This window comes from Methylobacterium sp. Leaf123, from assembly GCF_001423405.1.
In the GTDB taxonomy this organism is placed as follows: domain Bacteria; phylum Pseudomonadota; class Alphaproteobacteria; order Rhizobiales; family Beijerinckiaceae; genus Methylobacterium.
In genome coordinates this window covers 14902-33108 of record NZ_LMNS01000015.1, presented here as the reverse complement: position 1 = coordinate 33108, position 18207 = coordinate 14902, and the positions used below count along the sequence as shown (strand labels likewise).

The following is an 18207-nucleotide window of genomic DNA, read 5'->3' as shown; positions in this document are numbered from 1 at the left end:
GACCGAGGTCGTGTGAGAACGCTGATTTTCAGGGGTGGAGGGGCCGAGGGAGAGTAGCGCGGTGGATGGAGGTCGCGGGCTTCAGGCCCGGATGGCCCTCATCAGCGGACCGACCCCGAAGATCTGGATCATCCGCTTCATGTTGTAGGCCAGAACCTGCAAGCTCATTTCGGTCCTGACCTTCGCCAAGGTCCGGTTCAGGAAGTGAGTGGCGCCCATCCAGGCCTTCAGCGTGCCGAACGGGTGCTCCACGGTCTGGCGACGGATCTTCATCGCGTCCGGCATCCGGTCGAGCCGCTCCTGCATCGCATCGAGCACACCCTCGTGCACCCAGCGTTTGACACGCCGCGTCTCCGCTGGCGTGCAACGGGGCTTGAGAGCGCAATCGAGACAGGCCGTCAGGTTGCGGTAGTGATCCATCTCGTCGTCCTCGGCCCGGCGATCGGACCGGGTAACGCCCTTGGTCAGGTGCTGGCCGGCGGGACAGATATAGTGGTCACGTTTGGCGTCGTAGACGAAGTCCTGTCCCGTGAAGAGGCCGCGCTTGGCATGGCCAGAGGTCAGGGTCTTGGGCACGCACGGCAGCACGCCGGTGCCCTCGCAGGCCAGAACCTGTTCCCCGTTAAGGTAGCCTCGGTCGGCCAGCACCGTGAGCGTGGCGCATCCCGTCGCCTCCTGCGCCAGAAGCCCCATCGGCGCGAGTTGCGCCCGGTCGCTGCCGACGTTGGTCACGGCGTGGGCCACGATCAGATGGTGCTCGGCATCGACCGCGGCCTGGACGTTGTAGCCGACCATGCCCGTACCCTTGCCGCTGGTCGCCATGGAGCGCGCGTCGGGATCGGTCAGCGAGACCTGGCCGTCGGGTGCAGCCTCAACCTGCTGCCCTCTCGCCTGGAGAACCTGCATCTGCGCGCGCAGGCCCGCGATCTTCTCGTTGAGCCGTGTCGTGCGCGCCTCGATGATGTCGCTCGGCTCGCGGTCAGCCCGATCCAGCGCAGCAAGATAACGGCCGATGCTCGTCTCGACCTGCGCCAAGCGCGCCTCGACCTTCGCGGCGGTGAAGTTCTTGTCGCGGTTGTTGACCGCCTTGAACTTGCTGCCATCTATGGCGACGACCGCTTTGCTGAACAGGTTCAGTCGACGACACAACACCACGAACTGCGCGCAGGCGGCCTGGATCGCCGGACCGTTGTCCTTGCGGAAGTCGGCCAACGTCTTGAAGTCGGGCATCAGCCGGCCGGTGAGCCAGATCAGTTCGACGTTGCGTTGGCTCTCGCGTTCGAGGCGCCGGCTCGACGGGACGCGGTTGAGATAGCCGTAGAGGTAGATCTTGAGCAGTGTCGCCGGATGGTAGGCGGGACGGCCCGTTGCCTCCGGTACCGCGCCCGCGAAGCCGAGCGCGCCCAGATCGAGCTCATCGACGAACACTTCGACGAGGCGAACCGGATTGTCTGCGGTGATGTAGTCGTCCAGGCAGTCGGGAAGGAGCGTGATCTGCTGACGATTCTCGCCTGCGATGAAACGCTTCATCCCGACCTCCAAGATCGGGATTTACTCTACCAGATCAGCGCGTTTTCACACAGCCTGNCGTGATCTGCTGACGATTCTCGCCTGCGATGAAACGCTTCATCCCGACCTCCAAGATCGGGATTTACTCTACCAGATCAGCGCGTTTTCACACAGCCTGGACCGCACGCGGACATTGACGATGTCTGCTTTAGAGCACTCCGCACCACCGGATTTCTGTAATTGGCTCGCCGGGAATTTCGTTCTGGAGAGCCTCTGCTGACATTCAAATAATAACGCACACTCCATCATGGCGCGAATCATCTATTTCTGTCTGCATATTCTGGAATGGCATTAATTTTTAACAAACGTTATTTCAATGACTGCATAGAGATTCACTGAAACAGCCCATATTATATATTAGAAACATTCGTTCATTGCTTGATAATCGATTTTCATTTGGCAATGAGAAGTTTCCCACAAATTTCACGAACGATCTCAAATAATTTAACACAACCATTTATGGCCATCTATCAAGATCGTGCCGCGTCACGCATCAGTTTACGACGATTTTGTAATATATTTCTTCAATTTACATCAACAACAGAATAATTCCCGCCGGTTGGATATCAAACAACTGTTTTATTGCACCGCAACCAAATCCGCCTTTGCTCATTGACGCCTCGAAACGCGTTCAATCGGAATGTCGCGGCGGAGAGGTTAGGCGGAGTGAGTACGTCGATGAACAAAGGAACCGCGTTCACGCAGGAAGAGCGCGAGTCGCTTGGTCTCGAAGGCCTGCTGCCCACCGCCGTCGAAACGCTCGATCGCCAAGTCGAGCGCGCGCTCGGCCATCTCAGCGCCAAGCCGAGCGACATCGAGCGCTTCATCTACCTTCAAGAACTCAGCAACAGCAATCAGACGCTGTTCTTCGCAACGGTGATGTCCGATCCGGCGCGCTTCGTGCCGATCGTCTACGACCCGACCATCGCCGATGCCTGTCTCACCTACGGGCACATCTATCGCCAGCCGCAGGGCATGTACCTCAACCGGCACATGAAGGGGCGCTTCGAGGAGGTTCTGCGCAACTGGCCTGTGAAGGAGGTGCGCTTCATCTGCGTCTCCTCCGGCGGCCGCATCCTCGGCCTCGGTGACATCGGGGCCAACGGCGCGCCGATCCCGATCGGCAAGCTTCAGCTCTACACCGCCTGCGCCGGCGTGCCGCCCGAGGGCCTCCTGCCGATCCATCTCGACATCGGAACCACCAACGCGGCCCTGCGCGCCGACGCGCTCTATACCGGGTTGCGTGAGGAGCCGCCGGAGCCCGGCGAGGTCGATGCGATCGTCGATGCCTTCATGAAGGCGGCCAATGCCGTGTTCCCGGGCGTCTGCGTGCATTTCGAGGACTGGAAAGGCGACGACGCCATCCGGCTCTTGGCGCGCTACAAGGACAAGTATCTCGTCTACAACGACGATATCCAGGGGACGGCGAGCGTCGCGCTGGCGGGCATCGTCACCGCCCTCCAAATCAAGGGAGAGACGCTCGCCGATCAGCGTATCCTGTTCGCCGGGGCGGGCTCGGCCGGGATCGGCATCGCCGGCATGATCGTCGAGGCGATGCGGGGTGAAGGCCTCGGCGAGGCCGAGGCACGCAAGCGCATCACCCTGTTCGACATCGGCGGCCTGATCGAGAAGGGCCGCAAAGACCTCAACGCGTCGCAGAAGCCCTACGCGCATGAGGGAAAGCCGACGGAGGATCTCACGGAGGCGGTCAAGCAGATCCGCCCGACGATCCTGATCGGCGTCTCGACCGTCGGCGGGCTCTTCACCGAGGCCGTGGTGAAGGCCATGGCCAAGACCTGCGAACGGCCGGTGATTTTCCCGTTGTCGAACCCCACCGACAAGGCCGAGTGCACGCCTGAGCAGGCCTATGAATGGACGCAGGGCAAGGCGCTCGTCGCCTGCGGCGTGCAGTTCCCCGACGTGACGCTGGAGGGCAAGACCTTCCATCCGGGGCAGGCCAACAACTTCTACATTTTCCCGGCCATCGGTCTTGCGGTCTATGCGACGAAACCGAAGCGGATCGACGACGCGATGTTCATCGCGGCGGCCCACGCCACGGCCGATCAGGTGAGCCAGGCCGATCGCGACAAGGGGATGCTGTTCCCGCGCCAGAACGACATCCTCGAGACGGAGCGGACGACGGCGACGCGGGTGGCCGAATCCATCTTCGAGCGCGGCCTCGCCACCGTGAAGCGCCCTGCGGATATCCGGGCCTTCATCGAATCCCTGAGCTACACGCCGGAATATTGAGGCCGCCATGAGCAAGAAAGACAAGAAGGACGGCGGCAAAGGCCATCCGACGATGCGGGACGTGCCCATCGGCCTCGATGCCGAGGGCACCCGCGACGAGTTCGACTCGATGGGCACGGTCGCAGTGCCGGCTGACCGCTACTGGGGCGCTCAGACGCAGCGCTCCCTCAAGCACTTCTCCATCGGCGGCGACCGGATGCCGAAGGCGGTTTACCACGCCTACGGCATCGTCAAGAAGGCGGCGGCGCTGGTGAACGGTGAGGCCGGCCGCCTGCCGCAATGGAAGGCCGAGGCGATCGTGCGGGCCGCCGACGAGGCGATCTCCGGTGAGCTCGACGCGCACTTTCCCCTCTTCGTCTGGCAGACGGGCTCGGGCACCCAGTCGAACATGAACATCAACGAGGTTCTCTCGAACCGGGCGATCCAACTCCTCGGCGGCACGCTCGGCAGTCAGGAGCCGGTGAGCCCCAACGACGACGTCAATATGGGTCAGTCCTCCAATGACAGCTTCCCGACCGCGATGCATGTCGCGGCCGTGACGCTGTTCGACGAACGGCTCGTGCCGGAGCTCTCGAAGCTGGCAACCGCGATCGAGGCGAAGGCCAACCGCTGGATGGATGTGGTCAAGGTGGGGCGCACCCATCTGGAGGATGCAACCCCCCTCTCGGTCGGCCAGGAATGGTCGGGCTGGGCCGCGCAGCTTCGCGCCGCGCAGGCCGAGATCGAACGCTCGCGTGAGGGGCTCTACGAGCTTGCCATCGGTGGCACCGCCGTCGGCACGGGGCTCAACGCGCCGGAGGGCTTCTCGCGTCACGTCGCGGCCAGGATCGCCGAGTTGACCGGCAAGCCCTTCGTCACGGCGCCCAACAAGTTCATGGCGCAGGGCTCGCTCGACGCGATGGTGCGGGCCTCGGCCGCGCTGCGGGGCGCGGCGGTGGCGCTGATGAAGATCGCCAACGACATGCGCTGGCTCGGGTCCGGCCCCCGCTGCGGCCTCGGCGAGCTGAAGCTGCCGGCCAACGAGCCGGGCTCCTCGATCATGCCGGGCAAGGTCAACCCGACACAGTGCGAGGCGATGGTGATGATCGCGATCCAAGTGATCGGCGAGGATACGGCCACCGCCTTCGCCGGCTCGCAGGGTAATTTCGAACTGAACGCCATGCGGCCGATCATCATCAACAACCTGCTCCACTCGGCGACCATCCTGGCCGACGGCTGCGAGAAGTTCCGCACGTATTCGGTCGAGGAGACGGAGATCGATCGAGACCGGATCAAGAACTACATGGAGAACAACCTGATGCTCGTCACCGCGCTCTCGCCGGTCATCGGCTATCAGGCTGCGGCGAAGATCGCCGAGGAGGCGCAGGCCAGCGGCTCGACCCTGAGGGAGGCCGCGCTCAAGTCCGGGGAAGTATCGGAAGAGCAGTACGACACGATCATCGTACCCGGCGATATGATCGGCCACGGCGTCGAAGGCGCCTGACCGTTCCCGATCAGTATTTGGCGGACCAAGTCGGGACGGCGGGTCTGCCCATGACCTCAAGAGCCGTCAGCATGCCATCCCACCGATCTCCACGGGGCGAAACCGGCCGGAAGGCCCGGTTCCCTGTGGGGTCAAACTGAACCAGCCGACACGGACGTGAATGTCCGGTTTCTGCCACAGCGCTGAAGCCCGCTCCCCACCCTCTGCCGCCCTCAGCAAGGTCAAGCCAATCGGGTTTCAACCCTCGGAACAGCCGCCGTCAGGCGGGGAGGCCGAGGGCGGCGCGGGCCTCTGCCGGGGTTGCGACGCGGCGGCCGTGCCGGGTCACCGCCGCGACGGCGAGGCCGACCAGTTCCGCGTTGCTGACTGCCAGCCGCTCCCGCGTGATCCGGATATTGTCCTCCAGCCCGGTGCGGACCGCATCCGCCCCGCGGGCGAGCGCCCAATCCATCACGCGGGCCTGCTCGCGGCCGATCCCGGCGGCGGTCCAGGTCGCCTGCGGCAGCAGGCGGCGCAGCTCCCCGAGCAGAAGGTCGAGCAGGTGCTCCTGCGCCGGCAGCGCGTTCTGCACACCCATGACGAACTGCACGTGCGGACGCGCATCCATCAGCCCGGCCTCGACGAGGCGCTTGGCCCCGTACAGGTGCGAGAGATCGAAAATCTCGATCTCCGGTCGCACGCCGTAACGCTGCATCTGGCCGGCGAGGTCGGTCACCAGGGTGGTGTGGTTCTCGTAGACGATGCTCGGGAAGTTGACCGAGCCGGTCGAGAGCGAGGCCATGTCGGGCCGGTGCTGCAGCGAGAGGCCGCGGCTCGCCGGGTCGCGGCCGCGCCCGCCGGTCGAGAACTGGACGATCATGCCGGGGCAGTGCTTGCGCAGGCCCTCTTGCACGGCGGCGAACTTGTCCGGATCGGATGAGGGGGTCTCGTCGTCGTTGCGCACGTGGATATGAGCCAGCGCCGCGCCGGCCTCGAAGGCGGCGTGGGTCGATTCGATCTGCTCGGCGACCGTGATCGGCACGGCCGGGTTGTCGCGCTTGCGCGGCACCGAGCCGGTGATCGCGACCGCGACGACGACGGGGGGCTGGCCGGTCATGCTGGTCTCAAGCCTCGCAGATGGAAGCGGCCGGCCGCGGGCCGGCGCGGCGCGGGCCCCCTCGACCCGCCTTGCGCTGGATCAAGGCACCCGTACCGGCCGGCGGCAAGGATGCCTCACGAAGGATGGCCCCACCGAGCGGAGGGGACGCCCCGGGAGGCAAGCATGGCTTACGCGAACATCCTGGTCTCGGTCGACCTCGACGAGGCCGCCGCCGAGCGCATCCGGCTTGCGGCCACGCTCGCGCGGCGCTTCGAGGCGACGCTCACCGGGGCGGCCGCCTGCAAAGTGCCGGCCCCGGATTACGTGCGCGATATCGGCGAGATCTACGACGAGGAGCCGCATTTCGAGGAGAAGGCGCGGGCCCTGCTCGCACAGGCGCACGCTCTGTTCGAGCGCGCCGCCGAAGCTCCGCTACGCCGCGACTGGCGCGAGGCCCTGGCGGGCCCGATCTCCCATCTCGTCGAGCAGGCGCGGGCGGCCGACCTTCTCGTGGTAGGACGCCACGGCTTCGACGACATCCCGCTCGCCGCCCTCGGCGTGTCGCCCGGCCCCGTCCTGATGGAGGCCGCCCGCCCGGTCCTCGTGGTGCCGCCACGCGCCGAGCACCTTCGGGGCGCCCGGATCGTCGTGGCCTGGAAGGACGGCTCGGAGGCGCGCCGGGCCATTTCGGCCGCGCTGCCCTTCATCCGCGAGGCGGATCAGGTCTTTGTCGTCAGCACCGGCGAGAGCGCTCGCAACGAGGGCGCGGAGGATGTCGCCGGCCATCTCGCCCGCCATGGCGCCGCCGTCACGACCCACCTGCTGCGCACCGTCGTGAGCGACGGCGACGAACTCCTGCGCTTCGCCGTCAAGCAGGAGGCCGACCTCATCGTGATGGGCGCCTATGGCCATACCCGCCTGCGCGAGTGGCTGTTCGGCGGCGTCACCCGCGAGATGCTGCACCGCAGCCCCCTCCCCTGCCTGATGTGTCACTGATGCGTATCGCAACGACCCTTACGGTCCTGGCCCTCGGGCTGATCGCCCTGCCGGGTGCCGCCCAGGCGCTCGATGCCCGCGCGAAGCGTGGCGAGACCATCGCGCGCACGAACTGCGCCCGCTGCCACGCGATCGGCCACGTCGGCGAGAGCCCCCTGGCGGACGCACCGCCATTCCGCGCGTTGCACCGCCGCTACCCGGTGACGGATCTGGCCGAGGCGCTGGCCGAGGGCATCACCACGGGGCACCCGACGATGCCGGAATTCCGGCTCGACCCCGACGAGGCGCAGGCCCTGATCGCCTACCTTCAGACCCTCGAACGGTGAGGCCCCCTGACGAAGTCGGGCCGATCCCTTCAGGACCGCGGCGTGCGGCTTCCGCTTCGAACAGCGGCGCCCGTCTCAGCTCGCCGCGATGCGTTCGAGCCGGGCGACATCCAGCAGGCGCACGCCGCCGGGCACGATCAGAAGCGCCTTCTCCCGGTCGAGCCGGGTCAGCATCCGGCTCACCGTCTCGATGGTAAGGCCGAGATGGTCGGCCATGTCCTGCCGGCCCATCGGCAGCTCGACGGTGATGGAATCGTGCCCGATGCGGGCGTAGCGGGTGCGCAGGCCGAGCAGGAAGCTCGCCACCTTCTCCTCGGCGGTGCGGCGGCCCAGCAGCATCATGTGATCCTGTGCCAGCGTCAGCTCATGGCCGGCCCGCTCGTAGAGGCGTTGCAGCAGATGCGGCGTGCGCGCGACGAGGCCGGCGAAGCCACGCTTGTCGAACCGGCACAGCGCCGTCGGCGCCAGCGCCTCGGCGGTGACGGTGAAGCGTTCGGGCAGGGCGAGGCCGAGGAAATCGCCGACCATGGCGAAGCCCATCACCTGCCGCCGCCCGTCCGGCAGCAACCGCGACAGGCGTAAAGCGCCTTCGGTGACGTTGTAGACGGCGCCCGCCCGGTCCTGTTGCTGGAACAGCGCTTGGCGCGGATCGAGATGGACGGGCTGGCTCAGTGCCTCCAGGCCGGCGAGTTCCTCGCTCGTGAGCGCCGCGCAGACGCTGACGAGGCGGACCTTGCAGGCGGCGCAGCCCCTCTCGGAACGGTCGTGCGCGCAAGGCGCCTCGGCTGGGATCGGCTCGACACCGGCACTCTCGCCAGAGCTTTGCATCGGAAGCCTCCCGTCCCTCAGCCCGCTCCAGGCAATTCAATAGCCTGCCTCCGCGCTACCTGTGAAGTCGAAACCGGACAGGGCCGAAGCGAGCGGATAATGAAGGGCGACCGGGGAGGCGCATTACGGCGGCGCGGGCGGTGTCTTCCCGTCAAATGATTTCTTTCGCAGCTTTATCTTTATTCTGATTTTTTGGCCCTCTTGATCAGAGCGAAGGCTATGAAGCGATCACTGCCGATTCTCGCGACGGCGACAGCTTCGAGAGATGGGGCGCAGGGATGCCGCGACGGTGCCTGACCGCGCAAACCGGCCGGCACCGGGCTTTGGCGATTCACCAGAGCGAAAGCCGGGAATCCCGGCCTTCGGGTTGGGCCGGCCTCAAGCCAGCCCGAGCGAGACCCGGCGCCCGGGCAGCTTGAGATCCGGGCGGTGGCTCGTCAGCACGACGATGCGATCGTGCCAGCGCGCGAGCAGGCGCCCGAGGATGCGCGCGGCCTGATCGTCGCCGAGATGCTCGGCCGGCTCGTCGAGCAGGAGGACCGGGGCCAGGCTCAGAAACGCGCGGGCGAGATTGAGGCGTTGCGCTTCGCCGAGCGAGAGGCCGCCCTCACCGATCCAGGCCTCGAGACCGCCGGCCGCGCGGATGCGGGCATCGAGTTCGACCGCCTCCAGCGCCGCCCACAGGGCCGCGTCTGGGGCGCCGGCTGCGAACAGGTTCTCGCGCACGGTGTCGGACAGGATCGCCGCATCGTGCAGGCTCAGATGCGTCAGCGCCCGCCGCTCCGCCGCCGGGCGGATGGTGGCGCCGAGCCGGACCGTCTCGCCCGGCTGCTCCGCGCTCCAGCCGGCGAGCGCCTTCAGCAGGGTGGTCTTGCCGCAGCCGCTGGCGCCGACGAGGGTCAGCGGCGTGCCGGGTACGATGGCAAGCGCCGGCGTCGGGCCGAGATCGCGCCCGTCCGGCGTCCGCAGGCGCAGGCCGTGCAGGGTCAGGGCGCCGAGGGCCGGACCGGGCCGAGGGTTCGGCTCCGCGGCGATGCCCTCCGCCACGGCGAGGGATTGGCGGGCGAGCCGGGCGCGGACCGAGCCGAGGAGCGCCCGCGGCAGGGACAGGATCGGCTCCGCGAGGGCGAGCCAGGTGAAGGCCAGGAAGGCGGCGGGCAAGAGCCCGGTGCCGCGGGCGCCGGCGCTCCAGGCCGCGAGCAGCACGGCCAGGGCGATGGCGGGACCGGCCAGCGCCAGCACGGCCTCGAACCGGGCGAGCGCCCGCCTTCCGCAGGCGGCCTCGCGTTCGGCATCGCGCAACGGATCGAGGGCGATCCGCAGGGCCGCGCTGCGCCTGCCCTCGGCATCGAGGGGCACCGCACCCGCCAAAGCCGTTCCGAGATCGGCGGCGGCGGTGCGCCGCGCGCGGCGGACCCAGGCCTCGATGGCCGCGAGCCGCGTCAGCGCGTGCCGGGCCGCGAGGCCGCCCGCCAGCGCGAGCACCGCGATGGGAAGGAGCGCGAGCGGCGCCACGAGGGCCGTGGCGAGCACGAGACCGGCGAGCGCAGTGCCGGTCATGGCGAGAGGAAAGCCGACGCGCAGCCGGGCGTAGTCGATGTCGGCCACGTCGTCGATGAAGTCGGCGAGGCGCTCCGGGCGTCCGAGCTGCCAGCCGGCGCCGCGGCTTTCGGGTGCCCGCGCCAGGGCCGCGAACAGGCGGGCGCGGCGGCGAACCTGGTCGCTCAGGGCCGCGCGGTGGCCGGCCATGCGCTCGCCGTAGCGCGCGCCGGTGCGCAGCATGGCGAACAGGCGCACGAGAGCGGCGGGATGGTGGAAGTTGAAGGCGAAGGCCGCCGGCCCGGCCCCGGCCATGGCCACCGCCGCGAGGAAGCTCACGGCGGTGCCGGCAAGCGCGAGGTTTGCCGCGAGCGCCAAAGCCGCGAGGGCGAAGGCGAGGGGCCAGATACGGCCGGAACCGGCGGGCGTCGTGTCGGAGCGGGTGCGCATCACGCGGCCTGCCTCTCGGAAAGGGTGGACCTCAAGGCGATGCGCCGGTCGGCGAGCGCCGCAAGGGCGAGATCGTGGGTCGCCACGATGACGAGATGGGTGCGGGCGGCGGATGCCAACGCCCGTCGCACCCGCGCGGCGTTTTCGGGATCGAGCTTGGCGGTCGGCTCGTCACAGAACGCGGTGCCCGGCCGCAGCAGCAGGCGCGCGACGGCGACGCGGACCCGCTGTCCGCCGGAGAGGTTTTCCGCCCCCGCCCGTACGGTCGCGTCGAGGCCGCCCGGCCAGTGCGGATCATCGCTCAGACCGAGCGAAGCGGCGGCCTCCGCCACGGCCTCGGGCGGCGCGGTCGTGCCCTCCGCGATCGCCGCGCCGAGCGTGCCCGCCGGGATCGGCATGTCGAGGGCGACCCAGGTCGCCGGAAAGCCCTGCCCCGGCAGCCGGACGGTCCCGGCCAGGGGCGCCTCGACGCCCGCGAGCACCCGCAGCAGGGTCGACTTGCCGGCTCCGCTCGGCCCTGTGAGCGCGACGAGGCCGGTTTCCGGCAGGTCGAAATCGGCGACGGGTCCGGCATAAGGCAACACGAGGCTGCGAGCGCCCGGCACCGCGAGGATCGGACCGCGCTCTGGCGCCGCCTGCGCCTCGGCATCCGGAAAGATCCAGGCGAGCGCCTCGGCGGCGGCCTCGCCCTCCGCCTTGGCGTGGTAGAGTTCGGCGTAGCGGCGGAACGGCAGGAAGTATTCAGGGGCGAGCAGCAGGATCAGCAGGCTCTGCCACAGCGCCAGATGCGCGAAGCCCGGCACCTCGGCGAGGCCGAGATGGCCGAGCCCGAGGAACACCGCCAGAATCGCGATGGCGAGCGAGGCGAAAAAGTCGAGCACGCCCGCATTGAGGAAGGCCACCGCCAGCACGCCCATGGTGCCGTCGGCATAGGCTTGAAGCCGCCGGTCGAGCTTGGCCGTCTCGCGCGGCAGGCCGTGGGCGGCGAGGATCGTCGGCAGCGTCCGCACCCGGTCGGCGAACTGGGTGGCAAGCCGCCCGAGCGCCGCCTCCTGGGCCGTGGCCCGGTCGCGGATCATGCCGCCGACGAGGGCGAAGAACACGATCATCACCGGGGTGGCGATGAGCAGCGCGAGCGCCGCCTGCCACGAAACGACGGCGACCGCCCCCGCCGTCAGCACCGGCCCGAGCGCCATCATCCGCCGTGCCGCGGCGTGGCCGACGACGAGGCGGGCGAGCGCGCCGGGATGCCGCTGCAATCCGGCGATCACCGCCCCGCGCGGCAGATCGGCAGCGGCGCGGGCCGGCATCGCGGCAAGCCGCACCTCGGCGGCATCGATCAGCGCGACGGCGACCTCCGCCTCCAGCGCGGCGCTGCGCGCCTCGATCGCGCTTGCCAGCCCGGCGCTCGCGAGGAGGCAGGCTCCGGCAAGGCCAAGTGCGACCCCGTCGAGCCCGCCCGTCTCGATCAGCGCGCCCGCGAGCCGCGCCAGCGCCACGGCCAGCCCGAGCGTCGCGATGCAGCGCAGGGCCTGAAGCGCGTGGAGGCGCGAGAGGCCGGCCCGCGCCGCGCCGCGGGCGAGGGTGAGCGCCGCGGGCTCGGGGGCGGAACGGACGCGGGGGGATCGTCGGGTCATGCCCGCCTTGTGCGGCGGGGGCGGCGCGAGCGGCTTTGATCTGCGTCAAGGATCGGCAAGCGCAGCGGCGCGAGAGGCGGTGTCGGACAAGGAGCCTCCCATGACCGATCCGCTGCTCGTCGATCTGTCGCGCCTGCAATTCGCGCTGACGGCGATGTACCACTTCCTGTTCGTGCCGTTGACGCTCGGACTATCGATCCTCGTCGCCATGATGGAGACGGTCTACGTCATGACGCGCCGCAAGATCTGGCGCGACATGACCAAGTTCTGGGGCCTCCTGTTCGGGATCAACTTTGCGCTGGGTGTGGCCACCGGCCTGACCATGGAGTTCCAGTTCGGCATGAACTGGGCCTACTACTCGCACTATGTCGGCGACGTGTTCGGGGCGCCGCTCGCCATCGAGGGCCTGATGGCCTTCTTCCTGGAGGCGACCTTCGTCGGGTTGTTCTTCTTCGGCTGGGACAAGCTCACGGCGCTGAGCCACTGCATCGTCACCTGGCTGATGGCGCTGGGCACGAACTTCTCCGCGCTCTGGATCCTGATCGCCAACGGCTGGATGCAGAACCCGGTCGGCTCCGCCTTCAACCCCGATACGATGCGCATGGAGGTGACCGATTTCGCCGCCGTGATCTTCAATCCGGTGGCGCAGGCGAAGTTCGTCCACACAGTCTCGGCCGGCTATGTCTGCGGCGCGGTCTTCGTGCTCGGCGTCTCGGCCTTCTACATCCTGCGCGGGCGGCATCTCGAACTGGCCAAGCGCTCCTTCGCCATCGCGGCGGCCTTTGGTCTGGCCTCGGCGCTGAGCGTCGTCGTGCTCGGCGACGAGAGCGGCTACGCCGTCACCGACCACCAGAAGATGAAGCTCGCCGCCATGGAGGCGATGTGGCACACGGAGCCCGCGCCCGCGTCCTTCACGGCGATCGGCGTCCCGGATCTGGAGAGCCGCACCACCCGCTACGCGCTCCACATCCCCTACGCGATGGGCCTGATCGGCACCCGCTCGCTGACGACCGAAATCCCCGGCATCACCGAACTGGTCGATCACGCCAAGGGCCGCATCCGCAACGGGCTCGTCGCCTACGCCGCCCTCGAGCGGATCAAGGCCGACCGCACGGATGCCGAGGCGCGCGCCACATTCGCCCGCACGCAAGCGGATCTCGGCTACGCGCAACTCCTCAAGCCGCTGATCGGCGATCCGCTGAAGGCGACCGATGCGGAGATCGACCGGGCGGCGTGGTCCACCGTGCCGCATGTGCCCTCGCTGTTCTTCACCTTCCGGGCGATGGCGGCCTGCGGCTTCCTGCTGATCGGCCTGTTCGGGGCCGCGCTCTGGTACACCGCCCGCGAGGCCGAGGCGCCGCGCTGGCTGTTCCGGGCCGCGCTGCTGGCCCTGCCGCTGCCCTGGATCGCGATCGAGTTCGGCTGGTTCGTCGCCGAGTTCGGCCGCCAGCCCTGGATCATCGAAGGCGTGCTGCCGACCGCGCTCGCGACCTCCGAACTCGGCATCCCCTCGCTCCTCATCACCATCGCCGGCTTCACCCTCGTCTACGGCGTGCTCGCGGTGATCGAGGTGCAATTGATGCTGCGCGCCATCGCCAAGGGCCCCGAGACCCTGGCCGAAGACCCGGCCGCGCTCTTCCCCGGCGCCGGCACGAACCGCAACGACGCCGGCCTCGTCGCCGCCGAATAGCCTCTCCCCCTTCGCCGGCCGACCCGCCGTCGCGCCGGCCCTCGCCCGAGGAGTTTTTCTCCATGTTCGCCTTTCTCTCGGACTACGAAAGCTTACGCCTGATCTGGTGGGTGCTGCTCGGCGTGCTGCTGATCGGCTTTGCCGTCACCGACGGCTTCGATCTCGGCGTCGGCGCCCTGCTGCCCTTCGTCGGCCGCTCCGACCTCGAGCGGCGGGTGGCGATCCACACCGTCTCCGCGACCTGGGAAGGCAACCAAGTCTGGCTGGTGCTCGGCGGCGGCGCGATCTTCGCCGCGTGGCCGGCGCTCTACGCGCTGAGCTTCTCCGGCTTCTACCTCGCGATGTTCCTCGTACTGTTCGCCCTCATCCTGCGGCCGGTGGCCTTCAAGTACCGCTCCAAGCGGGCGAGCGCGGCGTGGCGCTCGCGCTGGGACTGGGCCCTGTTCGTCGGCGGCGCGGTGCCGGCGCTGATCTTCGGCGTCGCCGTCGGCAACGTGCTCCAGGGCGTGCCCTTCCACTTCACCGGCGACCTTCGCCCGATCTACGGGGGCAGCCTCATCGGCTTGCTCAACCCGCTGGCGCTGCTCTGCGGCCTCGTCTCGCTGGCGATGCTGGTGGCGCACGGCGCGGCGTGGCTCGCCTTCAAGGCCGAGGGGCCGGTCGCCGAGCGTGCCCGCGCCATCGGGCTCAAGGCAGCACTCGCCACCGCCGCCCTGTTTGCCCTCGGCGGCCTCCTGATCTGGGCCGGCGCCTTCGGCGGCTACCGGGTGGTGAGCCCGCTTCCCGGCGACGGCCCGTCCAACCCGCTGACCAAGGCGGTCGTGGCGGATGCGGGCGCGTGGCTCGCGAATTTCCGGGCCCATCCGGCGCTCGCCCTGGTGCCGCTTCTCGGCATCGCCGGCCCGCTGCTGGCGGCTTTGGGCTTTCGCACCCGGCACGAGGGGCTGACCTTCCTGGCCTCCAGCCTCGGCATCGCCTGCATCATCGCCACCGTCGGCCTGTCGATGTTCCCGGTCATCCTGCCCTCGAACACGCATCCGGGCCACGCGCTGACCGTGTTCGACGCCTCCTCCAGCCGGGCGACCCTGCGCAACATGCTGATCGCGACGGTGGTCTTCCTGCCGATCATCCTCGCCTACACCGCCTGGGTCTACCGGGTGCTGTGGGGCAAGGTCTCGGATCGCGACATCACCGCGCCGGGCTCGGCCGCCTACTGACCTGTCCGGCCCCGGCGCTGCCGGGGGCCTGCTTCCCTTGCCCTTCCCTCGCATCAGGACGCATGACGATGTGGTACTTCGCCTGGATCCTCGGCCTCGGACTGGCTGCCGCGGTCGGCGTGCTCAACGCCCTCTGGTACGAGCTGCGCGCCGTGCGCGAGACGCCGCCCGAGGTCACGCCGAGGCTTCCGACGCCGTGAGGCGCCGTCTTCGAGCCGCCGGCCTCAGCCGCAGATCAGATCGATGGCGTGCCGGCTGAACCGCTCGGCGAAGGGCTCGGGTGGCGTCCGGTCGGTCACCACGGTGAGCGGCGTGGCCAGATCGAAGGTCTGGAGATTGGCCTGGCGCCCGAACTTGCGGGAATCGGCGAGCAGCACCGCCCGCCGGGTCTGGCCCCGCAACGCTTGGCGCAGGACGGATTCGTGGTCCTCGTAGTCCATCCAGCCCTGCGCGACGTCGCAGGCGGCGATGCCCATGATGGCCAGATCGAAGAAGTGGCGCCGGGCATAGTCCACGGTGTCGTAGCCGACGAGGGCGTTGTCGTTCGGGCGCAGCCGGCCCGGCGTCAGGTTCACCCGCGCCGGGCTGTCGGCCAGCAGCAGCGCGAGGTCGATGGAGTTCGTCGTCACCGTGAGCTTGCGGGTGGTGAGCCGCCGGGCCAGGGCCAGCGTGGTGGTGCCGGTGTCGATGAAGATCGACATCCCGTCCTCCACCAGCCCCTCGGCCAGGGCGGCGACGCGGCCCTTCTCGCGGCTGTTGAGCCCGCTGCGCTCGGTGAGCGGGCGCTCCTGATCGAGGCGCGGCAGCACGGCGCCGCCATGGATACGCCGCAGCAGCCCGCGCTCCTCCAGCATCTTCAGGTCGCGCCGGATCGTCTCGTCGGAGACCGCCAGGGTGGCGGCGATGCTGGTGACGCCGACGCGCCCCGTCTGCGCGAGCTGCGAGAGAATTTCCTCGTGGCGATGATCGGTCAGCATCCCGGCCCTGTCCCCTTTGAGATCAGGATAGCGCCGCGGACACAGAACGGTCGCGCACAATTTCCAGGACGTGCACAGGGTGCACATTCCAAGTCGTGCACAGGGTGTACAACCACGCCGCGATCCTGTCAGGCCCGGGCGGGCCGGACAGGATGCGTCGTAAGCTCAAAAAAGATCAGGCGTCGAGGGCCGGGGCGCGGCGGTGATGCGTCGCCTGCTCGTAGGCATAGGCGCAGGCGAGCAACTCGCCCTCGCTCCACATCCGGCCGACGAAGATCAGGTTGAACGGCGCGCCGGAGGCGTAGGCGCCCGCCGGCAGCGTCACCCCCGGCAGGCCGGCGATGTTGATCTCGCAGACCGTGGTTTCGAGCAGCGTGCCCGGCCCGTGCAGCGGCGGCAGCTCGGCCCGCATCTGCGGGAAGACCAGGGCATCGAGCCCGTGCTCCGCCATCACCCGGTCGAACAGGGCGAGATAGGCCTCGCGGGCGGCGAGGAACTCGGAAAGGTCGGGCGGGCTCGCCGGGTCGGCGAGGCAGGGCACGAGCCCCGGCAGGTTGGTGATCGGGTGCAGGACGCCGCCGGGCGCGAAGGCATCCTCGGCCTTGGTGGCCTCCGCAAAGGTGGCAAAGCTGCGGATCGCCACATCCGGCCCCATCCGCTCCAGATAGAGCTGGAGGTCGTAGGGTGCGGATTCGAACCCGCGGGCGTCGAAATAGACGAGGCCCGGCGTCGGCTCGGCGAGGGCGGCGAATCCCGTGCCGGCGAAGGGATCGGCCACCAGGGTGGCGCCGGCCGCCTCCAACTCCTTCTGCGTGCGCGCGTAGAGGGCGCTCGCCTCCTCCGAGAGCGGCAGGTCGCGCCAGCCCGGCCCATAGAGGCCGAGGCGCTTGCCCGCCAGCGCGCCCGCGTCGAGCCCCGCCGCGTAGCCCGCGGCCGGGCGCTTGCCGATGCCGGCCACGGTTTTGGGGTCGGCCGAGGAATAGCCGGCGAGCGCGTCGAGGGTGAGCGCGGCGTCGCGCACGCAGCGGGCGATCGGCCCGACCACGTCGCGGGTGCTGCCGGCTAGCGGCATCACGCCGGCATTCGGCACGAGCCCGAAGCTCGGCTTGATGCCGACCAGGCCCTGCGCCGAGGCCGGGTTCTGGATCGAGCCGCCGGTCTCCTCGGCGAGCCCGAGGACGGCGAGGCTCGCGGCCACCGCCGTGGCGGTGCCGGCGCTGGAGCCGCCGGGGATGCGGTCGGGCGCGGCCGGGTTGAGGGTGGGGCCGGCCCAGGAGTCGTTGGCGTGGCTGCCGGTGTGGCTCAGAACCGGCACGTTGGTCTTGCCGAGGATGACGCAGCCGGCCTCGCGCATCCGCGCGGTGACCGGCGCGTCGGTCGCAGGGATCAGGTCGACACCGCCGGCCTCGGCGCTGAGGAAGTGCCAGCCGCCGGTGCTCGGCAGGCCGGCCATGTCCATCGTGTCCTTGATGACGACGGGCACCCCGGCGAGGGCCCCCAGCGCCTCGCCGGCCGCGCGGCGGGCATCGATGGCGCGGGCGTCATCGAGTGCCTGCGGATTCATCACGATGAGCGCCTTGTAGCGCGGGTTGTAGGTCTCGATCCGCGCCAGGAAGGCTTCGGCCACCGCCTCCGCGGTGACGCTGCCCTCGGCAAAGGCGCGCTGGCAGTCCTCGACCGTCATCTCGATCAGCCGGGCCGCCAGCGCATCCTCGGCCAGTTCGGGGGCGACGGCGACGGAAAGGGCCATTGCGTTCATCTGGATCTCGCGCTCCGCATCTTTGAAGACGGCGAGGCCGATTCCGTCCCGGTGGAATCGCTCACGCGGGCCTTCCGCATGGGGGGCTCAGCGGGGGCTTACGTGCTCGCCGTCACCGGCCTTCACGGCCGGCGGACCCATCCTAGCAACGCTTATGCCACAAAACCCACAAAACCCTCGAAAGGCAGGTGGGGCGAAGTCGCGTCCGATTCGCGAAGACCGCCGGTTCGCCGGCCCGCGGAAGAGCTTTCGATGTTTCTCGCGGACAGGGCGAGGCTCTTCCCGGAAACACCGCGCTGGCCAGCGGGGAATGCCGCCAGCATTAACCGGCCCTTAAGCGCTTCGCGGCCTCGTCTAAAGGGCAGGAAGACCAATCCCGGTTTCCTGCGGCCGGCAAGCTGTGCCGGC

General features: G+C 69.0%; 15 protein-coding genes. 8 read left to right on the top strand and 7 right to left on the bottom strand.

Annotated elements, in window-relative coordinates:
* Positions 1-81: 81 nt before the first annotated feature.
* The gene (locus ASF53_RS13040) at positions 82-1530 is read right to left on the bottom strand and encodes an IS1182 family transposase (RefSeq protein WP_056198827.1); all 1449 of its coding nucleotides are present in this window, start codon (positions 1528-1530) and stop codon (positions 82-84) included.
* A gap of 58 nt (positions 1531-1588) precedes the next feature.
* On the opposite strand from ASF53_RS13040, the gene ASF53_RS26425 reads away from it, so the two are divergent.
* From ASF53_RS26425 to fumC, 3 genes are all read left to right on the top strand, one after another.
* Positions 1589-1789 (top strand): hypothetical protein (locus ASF53_RS26425; RefSeq protein ID WP_210168535.1); only part of this gene is annotated, 201 nt, incomplete at its 5' end.
* 458 nt (positions 1790-2247) lie between these two features.
* Positions 2248-3819, top strand: coding sequence for an NAD-dependent malic enzyme (locus ASF53_RS13035; RefSeq protein WP_056198822.1), 1572 nt, complete (start codon positions 2248-2250; stop codon positions 3817-3819).
* Between the two features lie 7 nt (positions 3820-3826).
* A complete protein-coding gene (gene fumC, locus ASF53_RS13030; RefSeq protein ID WP_056198819.1) occupies positions 3827-5302 on the top strand; it encodes a class II fumarate hydratase in 1476 nt (491 codons plus the stop codon).
* A 259-nt stretch (positions 5303-5561) separates the two neighbouring features.
* Here fumC and ASF53_RS13025 read toward each other — a convergent pair whose 3' ends face one another.
* Positions 5562-6398, bottom strand: a complete 837-nt coding sequence (locus ASF53_RS13025; RefSeq protein ID WP_056198815.1) for a 3-oxoadipate:acetyl-CoA acetyltransferase — start codon at positions 6396-6398, stop codon at positions 5562-5564.
* 165 nt (positions 6399-6563) lie between these two features.
* Between ASF53_RS13025 and ASF53_RS13020 the strand changes: the two genes are divergently transcribed.
* Positions 6564-7376 carry a universal stress protein gene (locus ASF53_RS13020; protein WP_056198813.1) on the top strand — a complete coding sequence of 271 codons (813 nt, stop codon included), beginning with the start codon at positions 6564-6566 and terminating at the stop codon, positions 7374-7376.
* Positions 7376-7702, top strand: coding sequence for a c-type cytochrome (locus tag ASF53_RS13015; protein ID WP_056198810.1), 327 nt, complete (start codon positions 7376-7378; stop codon positions 7700-7702). Before ASF53_RS13020 ends, ASF53_RS13015 begins: the two co-directional genes overlap by 1 nt.
* A gap of 75 nt (positions 7703-7777) precedes the next feature.
* Here the strand turns inward: ASF53_RS13015 and ASF53_RS13010 are convergent, their stop codons facing one another.
* From ASF53_RS13010 to ASF53_RS13000, 3 genes are all read right to left on the bottom strand, one after another.
* Complete coding sequence (locus ASF53_RS13010) at positions 7778-8530, bottom strand: Crp/Fnr family transcriptional regulator (protein ID WP_056198807.1); 753 nt, start codon at positions 8528-8530, stop codon at positions 7778-7780.
* Positions 8531-8908: 378 nt separating this feature from the next.
* Positions 8909-10519, bottom strand: coding sequence for an ATP-binding cassette domain-containing protein (locus ASF53_RS13005; protein WP_200943234.1), 1611 nt, complete (start codon positions 10517-10519; stop codon positions 8909-8911).
* Positions 10519-12156, bottom strand: a complete 1638-nt coding sequence (locus ASF53_RS13000; protein ID WP_056198801.1) for an ATP-binding cassette domain-containing protein — start codon at positions 12154-12156, stop codon at positions 10519-10521. The genes ASF53_RS13005 and ASF53_RS13000 overlap by 1 nt, the downstream gene beginning before the upstream one ends.
* Before the next feature lie 100 nt (positions 12157-12256).
* Between ASF53_RS13000 and ASF53_RS12995 the strand changes: the two genes are divergently transcribed.
* The 3 genes from ASF53_RS12995 to cydX all read left to right on the top strand — a co-directional run bounded on the left by ASF53_RS12995 (position 12257) and on the right by cydX (position 15263).
* Entirely contained in the window at positions 12257-13846 is a 1590-nt protein-coding gene (locus tag ASF53_RS12995; RefSeq protein WP_056198798.1) for a cytochrome ubiquinol oxidase subunit I, read from the top strand.
* 62 nt (positions 13847-13908) lie between these two features.
* The gene (gene cydB / locus ASF53_RS12990) at positions 13909-15063 is read left to right on the top strand and encodes a cytochrome d ubiquinol oxidase subunit II (protein WP_056198795.1); all 1155 of its coding nucleotides are present in this window, start codon (positions 13909-13911) and stop codon (positions 15061-15063) included.
* Positions 15064-15131: 68 nt separating this feature from the next.
* Complete coding sequence (gene cydX / locus ASF53_RS24985; protein WP_082482700.1) at positions 15132-15263, top strand: cytochrome bd-I oxidase subunit CydX; 132 nt, start codon at positions 15132-15134, stop codon at positions 15261-15263.
* 24 nt (positions 15264-15287) lie between these two features.
* On the opposite strand, the gene ASF53_RS12985 is transcribed toward cydX, so the two are convergent.
* Together ASF53_RS12985 and ASF53_RS12980 are read right to left on the bottom strand one after the other, a co-directional pair.
* Entirely contained in the window at positions 15288-16040 is a 753-nt protein-coding gene (locus tag ASF53_RS12985) for a DeoR/GlpR family DNA-binding transcription regulator (protein WP_056198792.1), read from the bottom strand.
* A 175-nt stretch (positions 16041-16215) separates the two neighbouring features.
* Positions 16216-17799: an amidase gene (locus ASF53_RS12980; RefSeq protein WP_056198790.1), complete on the bottom strand. Its 1584-nt coding sequence runs from the start codon at positions 17797-17799 to the stop codon at positions 16216-16218.
* Between the last annotated feature and the right edge of the window lie 408 nt (positions 17800-18207).

Coding starts and splice junctions, on each gene's coding strand:
- ASF53_RS13025 (WP_056198815.1), bottom strand. CDS start 6,398: ATGACCGGCCAGCCCCCCGTCGTCGTCGCGGTCGCGATCACCGGCTCG.
- ASF53_RS13010 (WP_056198807.1), bottom strand. CDS start 8,530: ATGCAAAGCTCTGGCGAGAGTGCCGGTGTCGAGCCGATCCCAGCCGAG.
- ASF53_RS13040 (WP_056198827.1), bottom strand. CDS start 1,530: ATGAAGCGTTTCATCGCAGGCGAGAATCGTCAGCAGATCACGCTCCTT.
- ASF53_RS13035 (WP_056198822.1), top strand. CDS start 2,248: ATGAACAAAGGAACCGCGTTCACGCAGGAAGAGCGCGAGTCGCTTGGT.
- ASF53_RS13005 (WP_200943234.1), bottom strand. CDS start 10,519: ATGCGCACCCGCTCCGACACGACGCCCGCCGGTTCCGGCCGTATCTGG.
- cydX (WP_082482700.1), top strand. CDS start 15,132: ATGTGGTACTTCGCCTGGATCCTCGGCCTCGGACTGGCTGCCGCGGTC.
- ASF53_RS13020 (WP_056198813.1), top strand. CDS start 6,564: ATGGCTTACGCGAACATCCTGGTCTCGGTCGACCTCGACGAGGCCGCC.
- ASF53_RS13000 (WP_056198801.1), bottom strand. CDS start 12,156: ATGACCCGACGATCCCCCCGCGTCCGTTCCGCCCCCGAGCCCGCGGCG.
- ASF53_RS12995 (WP_056198798.1), top strand. CDS start 12,257: ATGACCGATCCGCTGCTCGTCGATCTGTCGCGCCTGCAATTCGCGCTG.
- ASF53_RS12985 (WP_056198792.1), bottom strand. CDS start 16,040: ATGCTGACCGATCATCGCCACGAGGAAATTCTCTCGCAGCTCGCGCAG.
- cydB (WP_056198795.1), top strand. CDS start 13,909: ATGTTCGCCTTTCTCTCGGACTACGAAAGCTTACGCCTGATCTGGTGG.
- ASF53_RS12980 (WP_056198790.1), bottom strand. CDS start 17,799: ATGAACGCAATGGCCCTTTCCGTCGCCGTCGCCCCCGAACTGGCCGAG.
- fumC (WP_056198819.1), top strand. CDS start 3,827: ATGAGCAAGAAAGACAAGAAGGACGGCGGCAAAGGCCATCCGACGATG.
- ASF53_RS13015 (WP_056198810.1), top strand. CDS start 7,376: ATGCGTATCGCAACGACCCTTACGGTCCTGGCCCTCGGGCTGATCGCC.